The following is a 19,358-nucleotide window of genomic DNA, read 5'->3' on the forward strand; positions in this document are numbered from 1 at the left end:
ACACGGGCGCAAGCCGCAGTACCCGAATCGTGCGACCCCTATACCCCAAAAACGTAACGGTCTAGGCGGTCGCACGCTTCCCTTACGCGCGAAAGCGGCAGCGCCAGATTCACGCGAATGTCGCAGGGGCCATGGAACGGACGTCCATCCTGATACCCCACGCCCACGCGTGCCCCCTCGTCGAGCAACCACTGAATATCACGGCCATGCTCGCGGCACCACTCGGTGCAGTCCAGAAACACCATGTACGTGCCCTGCGGACGCGAATAGGACACGCCCTCAAAATGCTCGTCCACGTAATCGCAGAAGTACTCGATATTGTCGGCAAGCACCTGGTTGAGTTCGTCCACCCACTCGTAGCCCTGCGGTTGGTAGGCGCCGATAAGCGCATGCATCGAAAGGACATTCATCTCGTTGTAATGGGTCTTGTTAGACACAGCGCACATGCGGTCGCGCAGCGTCTCGTTGTAGACAATGTGGTAGCTGCCGACCAGACCCGCCAGGTTAAACGTCTTGCTCGGCGCATAGAGGGCAACCGTGCGCATGCGGGCATCCTCGCTCACCGACTGCGTCGGGATGTGCTTGTGTCCCGGCAGAATGATATCGGACCAAATCTCGTCCGAGATCACCACGCAATCGTGCTCGCGATAAATGTCCATGGCGCGCTCGATCTCGTCGCGCTCCCATACGCGGCCGCAGGGATTGTGCGGCGAGCAGAACACTGCGGCATGGATGTGATTTTGGGCGAGTTTGCGCTCCATGTCCTCAAAGTCCATGCGCCACACGCTCTGGTCGTCGAGCTGAAGCGGGCTGTGGACAATGCGATAGCCCGCGGCCTCGATGGACTTGGTGAAGCCGATGTAGGTGGGGCTGTGGACCAACACCGCATCGCCCGGCTGGACATACGCGCGCAGCGTCGACACGACACCGCCCAGCACGCCGTTTTCGTAGCCGATATGCTCAGGCGCCAGGCCCTCGACGCCATTACGGCGGCTCTGCCATTCGATGATGCGGTCGAAGTACTCGGAACGCGGATTGAAGTAACCAAACATGGGGTGCTGGGCGCGCTGAATGATGTGCTCCTGGACTGTAGGCACCGTGGCGAAGTTCATGTCCGCCACCCACATGGGAATGCGGTCGAAGCCCTCGTCGGGTGCGTTCGGAGCCATACCGGGGATCTCACCCCAAGAGTCAACGGCGATGGAGTCCATGCCGTGGCGGTCGATGATTGAAGTGAAGTCGTATTTCATGCTGAGCCCCCGTGCAGAGCGGAATGATTCGGTAGGCGTTATTGTCCACCAGCGTAGGCGATTTTGGCATGGGGTTTGGCGCTTAATTTGACGGGTGAGGACGAATGGCTGGTTAGTCTCGCGCGTCGTTGATGGCGGTTACCGTCAACCTGGCCCCGTCAACCGTAAACGATATGTCGAGTCCGGCGTAAGCCAAGTGGTAAACGCGGTTTGGCTCGTGCTTGCTGCCCGCGCGGCGCGGATCTTGGCGAAGAACCTCGACCAGGCCGGGGAGCTTTACGGGCGGGACCATGTCTTGAAGCGCTTGCGGGAACTCAACATCGAGCTCTTGCCACGGAGCACCCTCAATCCAGCCGCCGGTCGCATCCGGGTGGCAGTCCGCAAACGGGATGTAGGGCTTAATGTCGTAGATGGGCGTGCCGTCACGCAGATCGGCCCCCAGTACATGGATGATGGGGCCGTCGTCGGTGCGCTCAACGCGGCTGAGCTTGACGCAGGTAAGACCGATGGGATTGGGGCGAAACGGACTCCGCGTGGCATACACGCCCACGCGTTCGGCTCCGCCCAGACGCGGCGGGCGCACAGTCTTCGACCACTTGACGTTGGTGCCGGACCTGTCCTGCGTCTTGGCATCGGCAGCTATATCCTTAGCCGTGCCGCCGGGCGTTCCGTTTTCGAAGCGCCACAGCAGCCATAGGTGAGAGAAGGAGTCCAGACCCTCAACTGCTGCGTTGGAGGCAAATTCCGGCTCAAAGACGATGCGTCCCTGCAGGTGGGGCGCCAAAAAGCTGTTGCGCGGAATGCCGAACTTCTGCGGCAGGTCGGTATGTATGTGTGCGATAGGTTCCATGCCGGTCATTGTACGGCATGGAGGTGTGGGGTGCAGCGCGCAATTCTTCGCCGCGGTCTCCCCTCGTGCAACCAACGGTTGCTTGGAAGAGAGCCGGCCGCCGCGTATGCTTAAGCCATCAACCAGCAGAAAGGAGCCGCTATGGCCTTTGCAGAAAAGCTCATTGCCATTCGCCGCGCCCATCACCTTACCCAAGAGCAGCTCGCCGCCAAGCTCTTCGTCACACGCCAAGCCGTCAGCCGTTGGGAACGTGGCGAAGTCACCCCGGGCATCGACATGATGAAGCTCATTGCCGCCGTAACCGGAGAACCGCTGTCCCACCTGCTCGAAATGCCCGAGCACTATTGCCAGAGCTGCGGCATGATACTCACACCCGACGACTGCGGCACCGATGCTGTGGGCGCCACAACCGACCATTACTGCAAGTGGTGCTACGACCACGGCAAGTACACCTACGACACCACCATGGAGGCGATGATCGAGGATTGTGCCCCGCGGCTGGCGCAAAACACCGGCATGTCGCTCGACGAAGCCGTCTCGCTCATGGGCGCCGTCCTGCCGCAACTGGAGCGCTGGCGCTCCGTGCAGGAAAACGAGGAGCGCTACGGTGCCGAGGCGCGGGCGCGCTATGGCGACGAGGCGATCGACGCAGCAAACGAAGCACTGCTGGACATGGACCCCGAGACATGGAACGACATGAAGGAATTTGAACGCGCTATTCTGGGTCAGCTTTCGATTGCCATGGACGACGGCGATGCGGATGGAAGCGAGGCCCGCAAACTTGTCGCGATGCACCGTCGATGGATTGGCCTTAACTGGGGGCACAAGCCCCAAGACGAAGCATACCTGGGCCTCGCCCACGGCTATCTTGCTGACCAGCGCTTTATCGACTACTACGACAAGCCCTGCGGCACCGGAGCCACGGCGTTTCTGGTACAGGCCATCGAGTCGTCGTCAGCTCATGCATAGACCGCGGCGGCTTTGGGTATTTCAATCAAAACCTCAACCGATTGGAGACCTATGGCTACTAAACATGAGCTCACGCTGTACGTTATGACCGGCTGCCCGTATTGCATGAAGGTCAGGCGTTTCCTTGCCGATAACGGTGTGACCATCCCTGAGCGCAATATCTCGACCGACCCCGATGCCGAGCAGACGCTTATCGCCGTCGGCGGAAAACGCCAGGTTCCCTGTCTGTTCATCGACGGCAAACCACTCTACGAATCGAGCGACATCATCGCATGGGTACAGGAGAACCTGCTCTAGCGTGCGAGCACTCATTGGGGACGTTCTTAAATGAGTGGGTAGGGCTTCGGTTTCTCAAATATATAGAACATATGTTTGCTCTCTGTGTTATACTCATCCCAAGGCATGAGACTGGTCGAGAGCTCCTGCGGAGGTCCCCAATGACACGCTGGAGCGAGCTCGGTAAGTAAGATCGGTGGTTACCGCACTCGCCCATCTCAGACAGGCTGCGCTCCTGTTCGCCGTCGCCATCAAAGAACGGCACTCACAATCAGACTGTTTCTTTTCCGTGAGTCACACAGGAGCGCATCGCTATGGCAAAAAAGATACCAACCCTTTCACCCGACATTATTTCAAACACCTGCTCGGATATCAGCAGGATTGTCGAGGCCAAACACCTCGGCCAGAAAGGCACCGACCATGAGGCCTCTTCGGAAGGGGCTCTGCTCATCGGGCGCCGTCTCGAGCAAGAGATTGCCGGATACCCCATTTCCAATCTAAATGGCCTACTCTCGCCCATCGCTTGCCACCTCAAGCAGCACTTTAGCCCAAGCCTGGGCCCGACCTATCTCAAGCGTTGCATAAAGCTCGCACGAACTGTTCCGGAAGACATGAGTTTTCGACCGGAGCTTGATCTAGAACACTATCAGTCGCTCGCTCGCATCGCCGACAAAGATCTGCGCTTGGATCTGATGAACGTTGCCGCTGATAACCGTTGGAGCGCATCGCGCATCGATCGTCATGCCCGCTATCGAAGTCCGCAGGACGTTTTGGATGCTTGGGAGCGCCGTGTGCTTGAATCAAATCAAGAAGTACGGCGCTTCGCCCGCGCCTACACAGATGCCTGTGGAATCATTTCACTCGATGAACTTATTGAGCTCTACAACTCCTGTGCCCCCAATCCAGTCTCGAGATTTGAGATAAATGAAACTATTTGGCAAATCAGGAACGAATCGGGGCAAATCGACAATCCCTGCGTCATATCCAGAGATGGAAAACTCTATCTCATAGCGCCTGAGCTCGATGACGCTGTCGATGAAGCCCCTTATTACTACGATGACTACGGATACTCCTATCGAAAATATGAACGACGCAGCGAATACACCGGTGAGATGCGCGCGCTGCGCGAACGGCGCGTTGGCATCAGAGTGGCAGCCATCTTCGCCGGTCACGAACGTCTCCCAATCAAAAGGCTCAGTTATGACGAAGTCATCTGCGGGCATATAAAGTGCAGTCGATCTGTCGAACGACTCAAGCAGTACGTCCTGAGAGACCCTGAGATTAAGGCATCCGATCTCCATGCAAGAGAAGATGAGTTCGATTTCATCATGACAAAGCTTTTGCGTTCCGTTGGACTCAACGGTATGCCGACAGCACAGCAAATTACCGAAGACGCAGCTTTCTTATTGATTGTCGTACGGCCCGAGTTTTACGAACGCAAGAAAACAGCCGAAGTCTCCAAGCTCCTCTCGATAATCTATGAAAACGCTCCCCTCTGGGAGTTCAACGGACGTTCACATACCGAACTAAAAAGCGAAGGAGTAGTGGAGCCTCCGATGTCGGCTTTACATCGAAAAGTCCAATCAAAACAAGTCGCTTAAGCCTATTAACTGCTTGCATTTTTGTTTACAAAACTGTATACAAAAAGAGAGGCCCTTATGGAGCTCATCGCAATCCACCCCCACGCCCTCAAACACGGGCTGACGGAGACGGATATCACCTGCGCCTGGAACTCCGCTTTTGCATGGTTCAGGCGTGATCTTGAAAACGGAGGTATCGATTACGTTCTCGTTGGACTTGATGGAAGAAGCCGTCTCATGGAGCTCATCGCTCGATATTGCTCCAATCGAGATGGCTATATCATTTACCACGCCCTTGTCCCTCCTACGCGCAAGGTGCTCAGGGAAATCGGGATCGATCGATAGGAGGCGCTATGGACGCTAAGCAACTCGAAAAGATGATCGGATTTGCCCCCGGAGAGTTGGAGAAAGCCGCGGAGGCATACGAAAAAGATGAGTGGCCGAAGGGTCGCACCATCAAGCTGGGAAGGCCGTCGATCTCTGATGAGCCAAGCGTTGTTTTATCGGCACGTGTGGGTGAATCGGTTCTTGAAGCGTTTGACGAGAAGGCAAAGCGCCATGGGCAAACACGCACAGAGCGACTCAGAGAACTCATTACCCTTGACGCAATGATTGCCTAGTCCCCCACCGAATCCAAACATGTACGCCAGCATCCAAAGTCGACATTTTTCGACATCTTTGGATGCTGACGTACAGCTTTTGCAACATAGTCATTGGGGACGTTCTTAAATGACTAGCCGTTAAAGAACGTCCCCAATGACTAGCTAACCGTGGAAGCGGGCTATGGGCGCAAGTGGCTGCTCGCGAAAGACGCGATCGACGGCGGCGCGGTATTCGTCGACCTTTTTAGTCTTGCGTACGAGCTTGTGAACGGTAGCAGGATCGGCGAAGGCGCATTTAGCGTAGAACCACCACTCCTTCATGCGAAAGACCGCGTTGCCGCCAATCTCTTCTGCATATGCCGCAAACAGCGTGTCGTGGAAGCGCTGCAGTTCGGCTGCCGTGGCAGCAGGGCCACCCTTGACCATGCGAGCCAGCGCGGGGTTCGCAAGCAAGCCACGCCCCAGCATCACATGGCGTGTACCGGGATAGGCCTCCACCAGCGCATCCATGTCCTCAAGATCAAAAATATCGCCGTTGTATGCCACCGGAAACGGTGCCCGCTCCAACGTCTCGCCATAAAACTCTTTGCGCGGCGAGCCCGTATAGCGATCCTTCTGTACGCGCGGATGCACGATCAACTCTGCCAACGGCATGCGACAGTACAGGTCAAGCACGCGCTCGTATTCGTCGTCGCTCTCCAGCCCCAGCCTGGTTTTTACCGACACCGGCAACGGCGATCGCTCGCACACGTCACTCAAGAACACCTCGAGCTCGTCCAAGTTGCGCAAGAAGCCCGATCCTTTACCCTTGGCAACAACCGTACCCGAGGGGCAACCAAGGTTCAGATTAACCTCGCGGTAACCCATGTCGGCGAGCACGCGCGCCGCCCACACAAACTCATCCGCGTTCTTGGACATCAGCTGAGGCGCCACGTTAAGCCCTTGGTTGTTAGCCGGATCGATTTCCTTAAACGCCTTGCCGCCAAAGCGGTTGCCCACCCGCGGCGGCGGCAAAAACGGCGTGTAATAGCAGTCGAGCGCACCGAAGCACTCCGCATGCACGCGACGGAACACATGCCCGGTAATCCCCTCCATGGGGGCCAACGATAGAATCATCAACATCTACTCTCAAATCAATGCGGCAAAGGAACCGCCCCTTTGTCACATGCATTATGCCTTGTCCCCGAGGCGGCCCACAAGGCGGAGGCGGTTGCTTGATGTCAACCAGCCCTCCGACCATCCCTGTGCAACGAAGGTGAATGGCGCCCACAAACAGCAAGTAGGGCCGCCCCACAGCAGCTCCCTCACTCGCCACTTTTTCCTTGTCCAAAAGAGGACGTTCGCGATCAAGCGATCACCAACAGCACGCTGCTGACCGCCATGTCTGAACAACAGACACCCTCCGCTCATCTATACTCAAGAGTGTGTACGCATCGCCCCCGAAAAACGATGAGAGTCGAGGCCCCATGCAGCCGCTCACCGAACAAGAAAAGAAACACATCCAGCGGTACTGCACATACCCCAAGATCGCAGCGACCGCACTCGTCATGTCGTTCGTAGCATGCCTGTTGATGTTGCCGCTCCAAATGATCAACGATATCGCGTTCCACCAAAAGGAATTCCAACCCGCGGGTATATATACCGCCATTGCACTCACCGCAATCGAACTCGTCATCTTTTGCTATTGCGCTCTTGCGCCGCGCTTTGGAATGCAGGGCAAACAGTGGAAGGAGCTGCAGAGCAGGCTTGCGGTAGCCCAAACCAACAAAGACCGCTCCGCGGAGGTCGCCGGCATGCTCGCCGCGCAAGATGCCTTGGAGCCCGTGTGCAAACGCGTCGCGGCAGACGACCCATACGAGTCGTATCACGACTACGGCTACCGCATTATCGGCTATCTGCGTGATAATGACCTCGGCGCTCAAGCAGCCTATGTCTACCTTTCTTTCGATGCAGATGGCATGCTCACGGACATCGATTACACCAGTCAGATCGACCCCGAGGCAAGCCTTGCAGACAACCTCGCCTGCAGCGAGCAGGATATCGCGACACTATGCGCCCCCGCTCAACGGGTTGGACATTTCCGTTGCCACACCGGGCCTCCTCACGCCATGCAGCCTGTCGGATGAATTTAAACAGGCATTTTTAGCCGGATCCCTATATGAAGAAATCAGCATCAAGACGGAGGACGAATCTATCAAGTCGTACTACACCTTTGACACCGAGCCCAAAGAAGAGTTCGACAAGTACACCCATCCGGAAATTAGCCTCATGCTCTCCGCAAAGGAGGACTAGCAACTTACGCTCTAATTGACGCTCGCAAACGCCGTCTATATCTCAAGGTCTAATACTTTTCCCGAGAAGTGAACGGCTATATTTGGACCCCCGAAGCATCGACATTTTTAGACGCCAAACCCGCAGGATTTGGCTGGCAAAACCGCAGGAAACCGCCTTCAATAAGTGTCGATGCTTCGGGGGTCCAATTTGACTCGTTCACTTCTCGGGAAAAGTATTAGACCTCGCTTTACATGTCACTCAATGTGACAAAGGGACAGTCCCTTTGTCACATTATTCGGAGCGCAGGGCTTCCACGGGGTCTTTTTTGGATGCACTGCGGGCCGGCAGCAGGCCGGCAACGACCGTCAGCAGCACCGAAATTGCAATGAGCGCCAGCGCAACCTGCACGGGCAAGCTCATCAGATTGGGTACCTGTTTGGCAGCAAGCGCCCAGGCATTAACCGGAAAACTCACGGCCACCACAACAACAATGGCAAAGACACCGGCAATGAGGCCCTCGATAAAGGTCTCGGCGTTGAACACGTTTGCCACGTTGCGCTTCGACGCGCCGATCGCGCGCAGGATGCCAATCTCCTTTTTGCGCTCCAGCACGCTGATGTAGGTGATGATGCCGATCATGATGGAGCTCACGACCAGGCTGATGCTCACGAACGCGATGAGCACCAAGCTGATGGTATTCACGATATCAGTCACCGAGCCCATGATGATGCCCATGTAGTCGGTGTACGAGATTGCCTGCTCGTCGTGGCCGGCGGCTTTGACCTGCTTGTTGTACGCATCGATATGGTCGAGTACACGCTCCTTGGCCTCAAAGTCACGCGGGAAAATCTTGACCGAGATGGGATCCGCTTCATCCGCGTAGCCCAACGTGGTCAGATTGTTGTCGTAGGTGAGCTTCGACGCCTTGGCATAGCTCATCATGAGCGAGCTCAGGTCCTCGGCGTCCATGTTGAAGTGGATGGCACGAGCAAAGGCGCTCGCATCCACGCGCATGGCGCTCGCCAGGTTGGCAAAACTCGAAGACATCTGCGTCACCATCTGGTCCATGAGCCCTGCCGCACCGGCCTTGAGCTGGGTCGACACGGTCGTTGCCACCTGCTCGCTAATCGCCTTCATCACCTGATCCATAGCCTGCTGCAGATACGGAGCCAACTGATTTTGGACATAGTCGGTCATCGCCTGTTGCAGGCGCTCGACCAGGACATCGCCGCCGAGCGCCTTGAGCTGTGCCAGGCACTGCTGCGCCACAACATCGTTCTCGAGATACGCCGAGAATGCGGCAGCAAGCTTTGACGCGTCTTTGAGATCTTCGGGTGACAGCGCCCTAAACTGATCAGACTGCAAAAAGCCCTCAAATAGTTGGTTGGCAAGCGTTCCCACCTGTTGCATTTGCTCGGGCGTGAGCTCCAGACCGTCAAAGATGCCCGAGAAATCGGGGGTCGGCGCTTTGGCCATGATGTCGCTTAAGTCGATGTCTTTGCCAACGCCCGAAAGGTCAATATCCAGGCCCGACAAATCGATGCCCGAAAGATCCATGCCACCGGCAGTACCCGAGAGTGCAGACGCATCGAACGAGAACGCGCTCTTGAGCGCCGCCTCGTCCACACTGAACATACTGCCCAGATCCACGCCTTGCTTGGCCTCGCCTTGCAGTTCGTCGAAGGTTTTGCCCGTAAAGACATCCGTCTCGGGGTGGGCAAGTTGCTCTTGCACGATCTGCGAATCGGCGGCGCGCTCCATAAGCTGGCGAGTCAACGCATGCGTATAGGCAATGCCCGGAGACAACGCGCTCGCATTGGCCGTCTCGTTAGGTCGCACCACGCCCACAATGTGCACGTCAATACCGTCGGCAACCTTGGCCGTCATAAAGTCGGCGTCGCCGGACATGTCAGTCCACATGCCGGTCTCTTCGTTTTTGCGATAAGCATCGGCCGGCGACAACACCTTAAACGTCGTGGACAGCGCATCGTCGTAAGTAAAGTCGGCGCCGCTCTCAGGCGTCTCAATCTTACCGTCGGCGGCCATGGCACTGTTCACCAGGTCGTTGAGCTCATCGATATCCAGCGCACCGATGCTGTAAAGCGTATAGTCGCCAACCGTTCCACGGCTCGAAAGCACCATTACGGCTTCGTGAGCAGACGTAGGCCAATGGCCGGCGACGACATCGTACTGGCTGTCGAGCAGACTCTGATCGTCGATCATCTCGTTGAAGACCGAGGTCCCCATGGAGTCCATGCTCACCGTTGCCGCCGAGCTCGCACCACCGCTCATGGCCTCGGTCATAGCGTTGGGCACCAGCCGGACAGGCTTCTCATCGCCCTTGCCGGCACGATAGACAACCGGCGTCACGCCGTAACCGTACTGGATGGCGTTGACCTCTTTGTCGATACCGTCGCCGCCGGCATCGAGCCATGCCTTAAAGCTCGTCATATCGTTGGACTTAACACTTGCAAACATATCCTTTACGGCCGTGACCACAGGGATCTTATCGGTTCCCTGAGCCTTGCCGTCGGTGCCGTCGTCGGACGAACCCTCGTTCTTGGACGTATCGTCATCCGTAGCCCCCTGTTCGCCCATCATGGACGACAGGTCGTAATCCTGCTTGGAAATGGTAAGCGGGTAGCTCGAAAGCGTATCCTCCTCGACCTTTTTGATGTAGCCGTTTACGCCATTGGACAGCGCCAAAATCGCCGCGATGCCAATAATGCCAATCGAGCCCGCAAAGGCCGTCATGGCCGTACGGCCCTTTTTGGTCATAAGGTTTCGGGCAGAAAGCCCCAGCGCCGTCACAAAGCTCATCGAGGTTTTGCGCGTAGGCTTGGCCTCGCGGCGCGTGGCGTCAGCGACATCGAAAGGATCAGAATCGTCGGTAATCTTGCCGTCCGCCAGGTTGACGATGCGCGTGGCGTACTCGTACGCCAGATCGGGATTATGCGTGACCATGATAACCAGACGGTCGCGCGCGACGTCCTTGAGCAAGTCCATGACCTGCACGGACGTTGTGGAATCCAAGGCGCCAGTCGGCTCGTCTGCCAGCACAATCTCGGGATCATTAATCAGGGCGCGGGCGATGGCCACGCGCTGCATCTGTCCACCCGAAAGCTGACTCGGGCGCTTGTTCACGTGCTCGCCCAGACCAACGGCCTCGAGCGCCTTGCGCGCACGCTGGCGGCGCTCGGCGTGCCCCACGCCCGTGAGCGCAAGCGCCAGCTCCACGTTTTCCAAAATGGTCTGATGCGGAATGAGGTTATAGCTTTGGAACACAAAGCCGATGCGGTTGTTGCGATAGGCATCCCAATCGCGATCGTGGAAGTCCTTGGTCGAAATACCGTCGATCAGCAGGTCACCCGAGTCAAAGTGGTCGAGTCCGCCGATAACGTTGAGCATCGTGGTCTTACCCGAACCCGAGGGGCCCAAAATGGCCACGAACTCGTTATCGCGAAAAGACAGGCTCACGCTGTCGAGCGCCACCTGCGTAAACGACTGCGTAACGTATCTTTTGCAAATTCCTTTGAGCTCCAGCATGGACGGCAACCTCTCCTGCGCAGGCACCTTGCCCGCTCTCCCCCGCCGTTCGTATTCGACGCGTTTGTCCTACTCTATCCCCATTTTTTACCGGCGCCAGTGAGGAATGTAACAAACCGCACCAAAAAACGAACGGGACGGCACGCCGCGTGGCGCACCATCCCGCGCATACCGTCGATAATGTGACAAAGCAACTGTCACTTTGTCACATCTGCCCAACCCTTATTGGGGCACCCGATTCCCTATTGGATGATAAAGGACGGATGATACGGACACTTTTCGCCCATGCACACTGTATTGGCCGCATAGCTATCGCAGGCTGGCGTCTTCTCCCATTCTTTAAGCTGTGGTCCGCCGAGCGCATTAAAAAACGAAACGGCCTCACGAATCGCCACGCGCGCATCTCGCTTGCAGCACCGTGGGCTTCCCGAGCGCGCGATGGCGGCAAGCAGCTCCGAAACCATTAACTGCCCCTCCTGCCAGCCTTCACTGCGCAGCGGCGCATTGCCGCGCACGATTGCATATGCCATGCCCGCAGACGCAGCTGCCCCGCACATGCCCCAGCGGGCACACGTCGCCCCCGGCACGCAATCCGACCGAGACATCAAATCGGCAAGATCGTCTTTGAGCATCGCATCTCGCTCCCCAGATGCTTCGGCGTTGCGCCAGCACGCAAGCAGCACCGCGCCCACAATAAAATGGTGGATGGGGCCAAAAGCCACGCAGCGCTCATCTGCCATAACCTCTTCCAAAAGAGCCGCGGGCGCCACCGACACACTGGCCATGAGCATCTCAACAATCCAGCCTGTTTGTTCGTCTTTTGCCATGCGGCATCCTCCTCTAAAACAAATTGTGCGCGCACTCCATTATGGCCTTCTTCTGCCCGGCGCGCTCAATGCGAAACAACCTGCTTCGCTCGTGCCGCCAACAAGCCCTGCTAGTTCTCGTCGCAAACCAGCCCTGCTCAGGAGCAACACCAGAGGCGATGGCAAGCACGATGGACAGTGGCAACACCACGACGGCAGCCCTTTTCGAAAAAGAAGGCCCCGCGCAATCGCGCGAGGCCTCCCCATTCATGGAACTATGATCAAAGCAGCCCAAAAAGCTTACTCCCACTCAACGGTGCCGACGGGCTTAGGCGTGAGGTCGTAGCACACACGGCAGATGCCGGGAACCTCGGCTGTGACGCGAGCGGTAATACGCTTGAGCAGTGCCCAGTCGAGCTCAGGCACCTCGGCGGTCATCACGTCGACGGTGTTGATGCAGCGGATGATGCAGGGCCAGTCGTAGGCGCGCTTGCCCTCGCGCACGCCGGTGGCACGGAAGTCGGGCACCACGGCGAAGTACTGCCAGATGGTCAGACCTGCCTTGTCGATCTCCTCGCGCACGATGGCGTCGGCTTCGCGCAGCGCCTCAAGACGGTCGCGGGTAATGGCACCAAGGCAGCGGACGCCCAGGCCGGGACCGGGGAACGGCTGACGCTCGACCATGTTCTCGGGCAGACCGAGCTCGCGGCCCACGACGCGGACCTCGTCCTTGTACAGCAGCTTGACGGGCTCGCAAAGCTCAAACTGCAGGTCCTCGGGCAGGCCACCCACGTTGTGGTGGGCCTTCACGCCATCCTGGGACTCCAGGATGTCGGGGTAGATGGTTCCCTGGGCGAGGAAGCTGACCTCGTCGCCAACCTTGCGGGCCTCCTCCTCGAACACGCGAATGAACTCGGCGCCGATGATTTTGCGCTTGGCCTCGGGCTCCTCGACGTCCACGAGCTTATCCAAGAAGCGATCGGTCGCGTCCACATAGACCAGGTTGGCGTCCATCTGGTTCTTGAAGACGTCGACGACTTGCTCGCTCTCGCCCTTACGCATCAGGCCGTGATTCACGTGCACGCAGATAAGCTGCTTGCCGATGGCCTTGATGAGCAGGGCCGCGACAACCGAACTGTCGACACCACCGGAAAGGGCCAGCAGGACCTTCTTGTCGCCGATCTGCTCGCGGATTGCAGCGACCTGCTCATCGATGAACACCTGGGCAAGTTCGGAAGTGGTGATACGCACCATGTCGTCGGGACGCTTGTTGGAATCCATGCAAAGCTCCTTTTCGGTTCGATGGGAATGCGTCACACGTATGCAAACGCACCGTCATATGACCTCATTATATGCAGAACAAGATGTGTTTCCCATCGCTGCGACAAAGCTTTTTGCAGGGGTGGCAATTTTTCCTACTGTCGAGGTCAGCTAGGCTTCGGTAGCCACCTTGGCAGCATCGCCAATAGACTCTTCCTTTATACGTTCTGCGCAATCGTATGCCATACCCGCAAATTCCAGTCCCGAGTAACAGGAGTACAATTGCTGCTATTGTTGCCAGCTGTTGGGAGATGGAAGATGGACTGCGATGGCTACCCTTGCGTTCCCATGCCGTTGATGTGCACCGCCTTTGTGCCGGGGCAGATTGACGCTGCGGTTGCAGGCATTTCCGACCCCGATTCGCGCGCCATTGCCACGGCAGAAGCGCTGTACTTTCGCGGACAGGCCACCCTCGCTGCCAAGACGGCGCGCCCCTATCTTGACGCCACCGACCCCGCACTGCGCTATTCCGCATGCTTTATCTGCGGATACGCCAGTCTGTCGCTCAACCGTATCGCCGATGCCCGCCGGTGCCTTACTGGCATCCTCGATACGCCGGCCGACGAGGAATCGCCTGCCGTCCACGCCATGCACATCCTGTTCGCCTCGGCCGCGAGCGTCCTGCTGCACTTGCCTTCCCCGTATTCCGCCGAAGAGTTTTATCCGCTTGCGGCGCATTTGCCCGAAGGCCTGCGCCTGTTCGCCAGCTACGTGATGGCGCACGCCTTGTATCTGCGCGGCGAATACGGCCGCAGCCTGGGCATGGTGGAAAATGCCCTGATCATGAAACAGGGAAGCTATCCCATCTCGGAACTGTTCCTGCACCTGGCGGCTTCCATGGCATGCATGAGCCTCAAGGACATCGACGCCGCAAAGGCACATTTCGGAGCCGCTTGGGACATTGCGCGCCCCGACGGCCTTATCGAGCTCATTGGCGAGCACCACGGCCTTTTACAGGGGCTCATCGAGGCGTGCCTAAAAGCGCAATACCCTGACGATTTCGCACGCATCATCGAGATTACGTATCGATTCAGCTACGGCTGGCGGCGCATCCACAACCCCGATTCGGGCGAGGACGTGGCCGACGATTTAACGACCACGGAGTTCACCATGGCCATGCTCGCCTGCCGCGGATGGACCAACGCCGAAATCGCACGCCACATGGAAGTATCGCCGGGCACTGTTAAAAACCGCCTATCAGGAGTGTATGCCAAGCTTGGTATCGGAACTCGCGCCGAGCTGGTCGCGCATATGTTGCGTTAGCGACCGGGCTGCCAAGCGCATCGAACGCGTTCCGGAACCCGGCGCTTCGCTCGATCAATTTGGACATTTTGACCCTTGAACGGCACTACCGCCACGGGGCACCTTCTCGCAAAATAGGATTATTTCCTCCGATATTTGCGGGATGGGAGCCCAAAATGCTTGATCGTCGTTCGCTACTTATCGCCGGAGCATCATCGCTGGCAGGCATCATGCTGCCTCGCGTGCCGAGCAGCGCAAACGCCTTCATACTGCCATTCGCCCCCACCGAGGCCTATGCCGACGAAGAAGACCCCTTCAAGGTGCTCGTTCTCTCGCGCACCATGTTTGGTGTGGTCGTGGTCGACGTCGCCAACAAGAATATGCCCATCAAAGGAGCCCAGGTCACGCTCGCGTCGCGTTATGCCGCGGGCAAGCAACTCTCCGCCACTACCGACGACGAGGGCACGGCCATCTTTGAGGTCGCGCCGCTTTCGGAAGGCTACGTGGACGAGGCAACGCTTCTCGACGCGTACGACTTTAACGGTGGCATCTCCATCAGCATGGCGGGCTACCGTGATGTCGAGATCCCCCTCACGCGCATCCAGGGCGGCACCGCCATTACCGCGCCCACACGTCCGCTTTCCGACGGTGAGCCGTACTTTCGCCAGCTTACGTTCGACGAGTGGGACATCCAGTACGCCGACGCCACGTTCATGGCACTGCCGAAGGACGACGCCGGAAACGACCAACCCGACACGCACGCCTTTACCGTGCAGGCACATCTGCCACAGGGTGGACAGGCAACGCTGTGCATCAACAAAGTAATGCCCGCCACGAGCAGCTCATCCGAAACCGTCACGCAAATTGGCCAAGTCAAGGCCAGTGCATCGGGTTCGGATAATCTGGCAACGTTCACACTCGAAGACACGTTCCTCGATGCAGCTTCGGGCCTTCTGGAGGAAGGATGCAAGCTGCGCTTTGTCCTCGACTATCAGGGCAAGACCTATACACTCTCCTCCCCCATGGCCGTTGTCACCGCGCCGGCCGCAAAGGCAGAATCGGGCTCGACCACTATCGTCCCCACCACCATGGACCAAGAGATTACTCCGTTTGATTTCCCGGCGGCGTTTCCCGGCATCGGCGGCAATAAGTTCACGTGCTGGATGCCCTCGTTCCCCATTTTGTTCGATTTCTCTTTTGCCGGATACGTGCTGTTTGGCGGAGGATACAAACCGGTCGGCTACATGAACGATTCGGGCAATCCGGATCCGGAATACTGGAAGAAGTCACCGCGCGAGTCGGGCGCCAAGCAGGCAAACCGCTACCTCGACGAGATGGAGGGGAAGTGGAATCAGTACAAAAGTATGAGTGCCGGTTCGGGCACCGATCCAAGGAACACTAAGCTGCTTCGTCACCACTGCACGCCGCGTTTTACGATGAATATCGCCACACAGCTGTACGGATCGCTCGCCTACGACTGGGTGGGCAAAACCTGGGGTGACAACAACGACCCCGCATTTGGCAATATTAAGGCCCTCTTCCAGGTAAGAACCGACCTCAATTGGACCGAGCAGTTTACCCTAGGACCGGTGCCGTTTTTCCTAAACGTCAACCCCTGGGTGCTGGCGAAGCTGGCGCTCGCCGTGGGTGCCCACACGCACGGCAGCGGCGCGGCGTTTTTTAAAAACATTTCGCTCGACTATTCAAACACCTCGGGCTCGTTCACCATCCAGATCGGGCTTGCCGTCACCTTTGGCGCCGGCGTTGCAGGCGTCGCTTCGTCTGCCGTGCGCGGCGCCGCATCCCTCACGCTGTTCATTGGGTACGAGAAGGCAGATGGACACCAGCTTCCGCGACTGCGCGTAGGTGCAGACGTCGATGTCGATGTGATACTCCAGTTCGTAATGTTCAAGTGGACCACCAAGGCTTGGTCGGGGTCGTGGCCCACACTCCTCGATTCGTGGAATATGTCGGTGAACAATGGCAACCAGTATGTGCTCCAGCGCTCTGAGCTCGCATTGGGTGGAGATACGCCTTACACGTTGGATGCCCGCTTCGGCACGGCCGGCAACGCCGAGGCAGGCGGCGTGCCGCAATTTATCGCATCGGCCACCATCGTCACCAACGCCGAGCTGCTCGCACGCGCCGAGGTTAAGGCCACTGCCGTAAACGTCGCGCCTGTCGTGCGCGATTGGAATCAAGCGGTCACGCGCATTAAGCTCGAGGCGGATGCAGAAAGCGACGACACGGGACAGATCGAGCATTTCGTCCATACACTGATAGAAAACGCCGCGCCGATGTATGAGTACACCTATATCGGGCAGGCGACGAACGCCGTTGCGGACCCCAACGCCAATTCTGCTGGTGTATCGGAGGACGAGCGTGGCGGCATAAAACCCTCGAGCGACAACGTGCTGTTTGCTGGCGTGCTCAGCGAAGCTCACATGAAGCTGGCAATGATTGCCGGCGTAGAATGTCTGTTCCGTATCGCCTCGGTGCGCTACGGCGACAATGGCCGCTCGCGCCTGGTGGTGCACACAAAGGCAAACGGCACGTGGTCCGCTCCCACTCCCGTGGACTTTCCCCTTGGGTTTGGCGAGGGCGACGTGGAGCGCGACGGCATATTCGATTACGACTTCGACGTGGTGGAATATACGGACGGAAGAGGAAACCAGGACGCCTACGTGCTGCTGATCTCGGGCGAGCGCCCCGCAGGTGACAACACCCTTTTCGATACGGCAAGCACAGCCGGCATACTGTCCGTCGTGCGCCTGCGCATAAGTAATAGCGAAGTTCGCGTGGTGTCGTATACGTCGTGGCGCAGCATCTCGCGCGGCCGCCTTCAGGAGGATGGCTACCATTGTCTGCAGTGCCCGCGTATCACGGTGGGCAAGACGCTCGTCGACGGGCGCCTGTCGGGTGCCTACCTCCACCGCCGCGGAACCACCGCAGAAAAGGCGCTCGGCAGCGAGGCCGAGGTTGCGCTGGAATGCTTTACCTTGTGGTCGGATGATTTGGGCGACAGTCTCACGTTCCGTCAGGTCCTCTGCTTTCCGCAAGCACCGTCGAGTATCGAGCTGGGCAAGCCCGAGAATATCAACGGCAAAATGGTGGTGTCCGTTGCGTACGAGACCGCAGACGGTTGCGGCTGCGCATCGTACGCCGTGATCGGCCAGTCCATTGCGTGCTGGGACGTTATGTCACCAGACGCCACGGTACCTCATGCGGTGCCATGGCCACAACATTCGGGCTTTTTGGCAACCGTCAACGAGCAACTGCAGCATATTACTTGGACGCGAGGCGCATCGGCATTTGCAACGCAGCCCGTGGGTGCCGCAGGCTGTGGCCCGGCATCGTTTAGCGTAAGCAACAACGGCAGGTGCGTGCTCTATGTAGAGAACACCGATGGCAAGGTGGGACAAACCTACGACGAAGAAGGCAACCCGGTAGCAGTGATGGGCAAGCACTTCCGCATCTTCGCCAGCACCTTGGCAGGCGATCTGTTCACGGAGCCGTTCGTGATGTGCGAGCTGGACCATCCCGTCGATCAGATAACGACATTTTTGACGTCGGGAGGCATGCTCTCCGCACTCGCCACGCACATTGTGAGCGCGGAGAAGAGCGAGGCAGAGCTGCACGGCATCGAAGTGCCCTTGGTGGCGTGTGCCACTCCGACGGGCGCGGTCGCTACCTCGGGCGCGGTGGTACCCGGAGCAGCAGGCGAATCCTTCATGGTCACGGTGCGAAACGACGGCAACACCTTGCTGACCGCCGGCACGATCGATCTGTACCGAGAGGGCTCCAGCCAGCCGTTCTCCAGCGCATCCATCGGATTCGGACTGAACGCACGCATGGTTTCGATCTACGATCCAGAGCTTGCCGAGGATGCTTCGGCCAAAGACATGGCACACGTGAAGTACGCGCTCGAGACGCTGGGCGCACGTTTTGCAACGCACCCGCTGGTAGCCGACAACGGCAACGCCGTGCTGGCACCGGGTTGCACGGCACAGTTCCGCATGAGCTTTGCCATCCCCGAGAGTTGGAGCGACGATGTGGGCAAACGCGTAACGCTGTATGCGAAGGCGCATAATCTGGTGGCGCTCGATCCCGTAACGCTCGAGGAAATTCGACCGGGTGCAAACTCGGCGCTGGGTGCCGTACTGCACGAGCTTCATGTGCCCGACGCGGCATGCGAACGCTCAGAAGTTCAGGTCGGCGTATGCGACAGCGCGGATACGACGGGGCTTCACGATGCACCGATGACGGCGGACGACGGTGGCGGCTCGAGTGGCGGCGGTACTGACAAGGGCGGCGGCTCCGGCGGAAGCAGCTCCAGCAGCGGCAAGGACCACAACAATAGCAAGCGCCCCGGAAAAGCGGGCGCGCTTGCGGGCACGGGCGATACATGCGCTCCCCTTACGGCAGCCGCTGCAGCACTCGCCGCGGCAGGCGCCGGCCTCGTCGCCTACAGCGCCCGCCGCACGGCGCTCGAAGCCGATACCGCCAATGAGGTCAATTCGGATAGGCCCCGCTAGCTCCTAGTTACTTTTGTGAGAGACGCCGACTCGGCTCATTCGTCATCGTTATGCGGACATTACAACTTCGGTTCGCTATTCAAACTTACTCACACAAAACCGACTCGG

Annotated in this window: 14 protein-coding genes; 8 read left to right on the plus strand and 6 right to left on the minus strand. The window is 58.3% G+C overall.

Annotated elements, in window-relative coordinates:
* Positions 1 to 38: 38 nt before the first annotated feature.
* Together ACTQ1S_RS03795 and tsaA are read right to left on the minus strand one after the other, a co-directional pair.
* The gene (locus tag ACTQ1S_RS03795) at positions 39 to 1,250 is read right to left on the minus strand and encodes a MalY/PatB family protein (RefSeq protein ID WP_441547118.1); all 1,212 of its coding nucleotides are present in this window, start codon (positions 1,248 to 1,250) and stop codon (positions 39 to 41) included.
* A gap of 112 nt (positions 1,251 to 1,362) precedes the next feature.
* Positions 1,363 to 2,100, minus strand: coding sequence for a tRNA (N6-threonylcarbamoyladenosine(37)-N6)-methyltransferase TrmO (tsaA, locus tag ACTQ1S_RS03800; protein WP_441537502.1), 738 nt, complete (start codon positions 2,098 to 2,100; stop codon positions 1,363 to 1,365).
* A gap of 141 nt (positions 2,101 to 2,241) precedes the next feature.
* On the opposite strand from tsaA, the gene ACTQ1S_RS03805 reads away from it, so the two are divergent.
* From ACTQ1S_RS03805 to ACTQ1S_RS03825, 5 genes are all read left to right on the plus strand, one after another.
* The gene (locus ACTQ1S_RS03805) at positions 2,242 to 3,069 is read left to right on the plus strand and encodes a TipAS antibiotic-recognition domain-containing protein (protein ID WP_441547119.1); all 828 of its coding nucleotides are present in this window, start codon (positions 2,242 to 2,244) and stop codon (positions 3,067 to 3,069) included.
* 51 nt (positions 3,070 to 3,120) lie between these two features.
* Entirely contained in the window at positions 3,121 to 3,366 is a 246-nt protein-coding gene (locus ACTQ1S_RS03810) for a glutaredoxin family protein (RefSeq protein WP_427794969.1), read from the plus strand.
* 293 nt (positions 3,367 to 3,659) lie between these two features.
* Entirely contained in the window at positions 3,660 to 4,946 is a 1,287-nt protein-coding gene (locus ACTQ1S_RS03815) for a hypothetical protein (RefSeq protein WP_441016494.1), read from the plus strand.
* 57 nt (positions 4,947 to 5,003) lie between these two features.
* Positions 5,004 to 5,270: a hypothetical protein gene (locus ACTQ1S_RS03820; RefSeq protein ID WP_154516943.1), complete on the plus strand. Its 267-nt coding sequence runs from the start codon at positions 5,004 to 5,006 to the stop codon at positions 5,268 to 5,270.
* Positions 5,271 to 5,278: 8 nt separating this feature from the next.
* Positions 5,279 to 5,545 carry a ribbon-helix-helix protein, CopG family gene (locus ACTQ1S_RS03825; protein WP_154516940.1) on the plus strand — a complete coding sequence of 89 codons (267 nt, stop codon included), beginning with the start codon at positions 5,279 to 5,281 and terminating at the stop codon, positions 5,543 to 5,545.
* A 144-nt stretch (positions 5,546 to 5,689) separates the two neighbouring features.
* Here ACTQ1S_RS03825 and ACTQ1S_RS03830 read toward each other — a convergent pair whose 3' ends face one another.
* Positions 5,690 to 6,643, minus strand: a complete 954-nt coding sequence (locus tag ACTQ1S_RS03830) for a tRNA dihydrouridine synthase (protein WP_441547120.1) — start codon at positions 6,641 to 6,643, stop codon at positions 5,690 to 5,692.
* Between the two features lie 350 nt (positions 6,644 to 6,993).
* On the opposite strand from ACTQ1S_RS03830, the gene ACTQ1S_RS03835 reads away from it, so the two are divergent.
* Positions 6,994 to 7,653 (plus strand): hypothetical protein, encoded by a 660-nt coding sequence (locus ACTQ1S_RS03835; protein ID WP_441547121.1) that lies wholly within the window; start codon positions 6,994 to 6,996, stop codon positions 7,651 to 7,653.
* 439 nt (positions 7,654 to 8,092) lie between these two features.
* On the opposite strand, the gene ACTQ1S_RS03840 is transcribed toward ACTQ1S_RS03835, so the two are convergent.
* The 3 genes from ACTQ1S_RS03840 to guaA all read right to left on the minus strand — a co-directional run bounded on the left by ACTQ1S_RS03840 (position 8,093) and on the right by guaA (position 13,434).
* The gene (locus ACTQ1S_RS03840) at positions 8,093 to 11,347 is read right to left on the minus strand and encodes an ABC transporter ATP-binding protein/permease (protein ID WP_441547122.1); all 3,255 of its coding nucleotides are present in this window, start codon (positions 11,345 to 11,347) and stop codon (positions 8,093 to 8,095) included.
* Between the two features lie 242 nt (positions 11,348 to 11,589).
* Positions 11,590 to 12,174, minus strand: coding sequence for a DUF5714 domain-containing protein (locus ACTQ1S_RS03845; protein WP_441547123.1), 585 nt, complete (start codon positions 12,172 to 12,174; stop codon positions 11,590 to 11,592).
* Positions 12,175 to 12,453: 279 nt separating this feature from the next.
* Positions 12,454 to 13,434, minus strand: a complete 981-nt coding sequence (gene guaA, locus ACTQ1S_RS03850) for a glutamine-hydrolyzing GMP synthase (RefSeq protein ID WP_427794284.1) — start codon at positions 13,432 to 13,434, stop codon at positions 12,454 to 12,456.
* A 297-nt stretch (positions 13,435 to 13,731) separates the two neighbouring features.
* Between guaA and ACTQ1S_RS03855 the strand changes: the two genes are divergently transcribed.
* Positions 13,732 to 14,736, plus strand: coding sequence for a helix-turn-helix domain-containing protein (locus ACTQ1S_RS03855; RefSeq protein ID WP_441540995.1), 1,005 nt, complete (start codon positions 13,732 to 13,734; stop codon positions 14,734 to 14,736).
* Positions 14,737 to 14,891: 155 nt separating this feature from the next.
* On the plus strand, positions 14,892 to 19,250 hold the full coding sequence (locus tag ACTQ1S_RS03860; protein WP_441547124.1) for a hypothetical protein: 4,359 nt from the start codon (positions 14,892 to 14,894) through the stop codon (positions 19,248 to 19,250).
* Positions 19,251 to 19,358: the final 108 nt, after the last annotated feature.

This window comes from Collinsella sp. LCP21S3_D3, from assembly GCF_052118305.1.
GTDB lineage: Bacteria > Actinomycetota > Coriobacteriia > Coriobacteriales > Coriobacteriaceae > Collinsella.

Excerpts from the sequence above, each read along its gene's own strand:
- ACTQ1S_RS03795 (WP_441547118.1), bottom strand. The coding sequence starts at position 1,250 with ATGAAATACGACTTCACTTCAATCATCGACCGCCACGGCATGGACTCC.
- tsaA (WP_441537502.1), bottom strand. The coding sequence starts at position 2,100 with ATGGAACCTATCGCACACATACATACCGACCTGCCGCAGAAGTTCGGC.
- ACTQ1S_RS03805 (WP_441547119.1), top strand. The coding sequence starts at position 2,242 with ATGGCCTTTGCAGAAAAGCTCATTGCCATTCGCCGCGCCCATCACCTT.
- ACTQ1S_RS03810 (WP_427794969.1), top strand. The coding sequence starts at position 3,121 with ATGGCTACTAAACATGAGCTCACGCTGTACGTTATGACCGGCTGCCCG.
- ACTQ1S_RS03815 (WP_441016494.1), top strand. The coding sequence starts at position 3,660 with ATGGCAAAAAAGATACCAACCCTTTCACCCGACATTATTTCAAACACC.
- ACTQ1S_RS03820 (WP_154516943.1), top strand. The coding sequence starts at position 5,004 with ATGGAGCTCATCGCAATCCACCCCCACGCCCTCAAACACGGGCTGACG.
- ACTQ1S_RS03825 (WP_154516940.1), top strand. The coding sequence starts at position 5,279 with ATGGACGCTAAGCAACTCGAAAAGATGATCGGATTTGCCCCCGGAGAG.
- ACTQ1S_RS03830 (WP_441547120.1), bottom strand. The coding sequence starts at position 6,643 with ATGATTCTATCGTTGGCCCCCATGGAGGGGATTACCGGGCATGTGTTC.
- ACTQ1S_RS03835 (WP_441547121.1), top strand. The coding sequence starts at position 6,994 with ATGCAGCCGCTCACCGAACAAGAAAAGAAACACATCCAGCGGTACTGC.
- ACTQ1S_RS03840 (WP_441547122.1), bottom strand. The coding sequence starts at position 11,347 with ATGCTGGAGCTCAAAGGAATTTGCAAAAGATACGTTACGCAGTCGTTT.
- ACTQ1S_RS03845 (WP_441547123.1), bottom strand. The coding sequence starts at position 12,174 with ATGGCAAAAGACGAACAAACAGGCTGGATTGTTGAGATGCTCATGGCC.
- guaA (WP_427794284.1), bottom strand. The coding sequence starts at position 13,434 with ATGGATTCCAACAAGCGTCCCGACGACATGGTGCGTATCACCACTTCC.
- ACTQ1S_RS03855 (WP_441540995.1), top strand. The coding sequence starts at position 13,732 with ATGGACTGCGATGGCTACCCTTGCGTTCCCATGCCGTTGATGTGCACC.
- ACTQ1S_RS03860 (WP_441547124.1), top strand. The coding sequence starts at position 14,892 with ATGCTTGATCGTCGTTCGCTACTTATCGCCGGAGCATCATCGCTGGCA.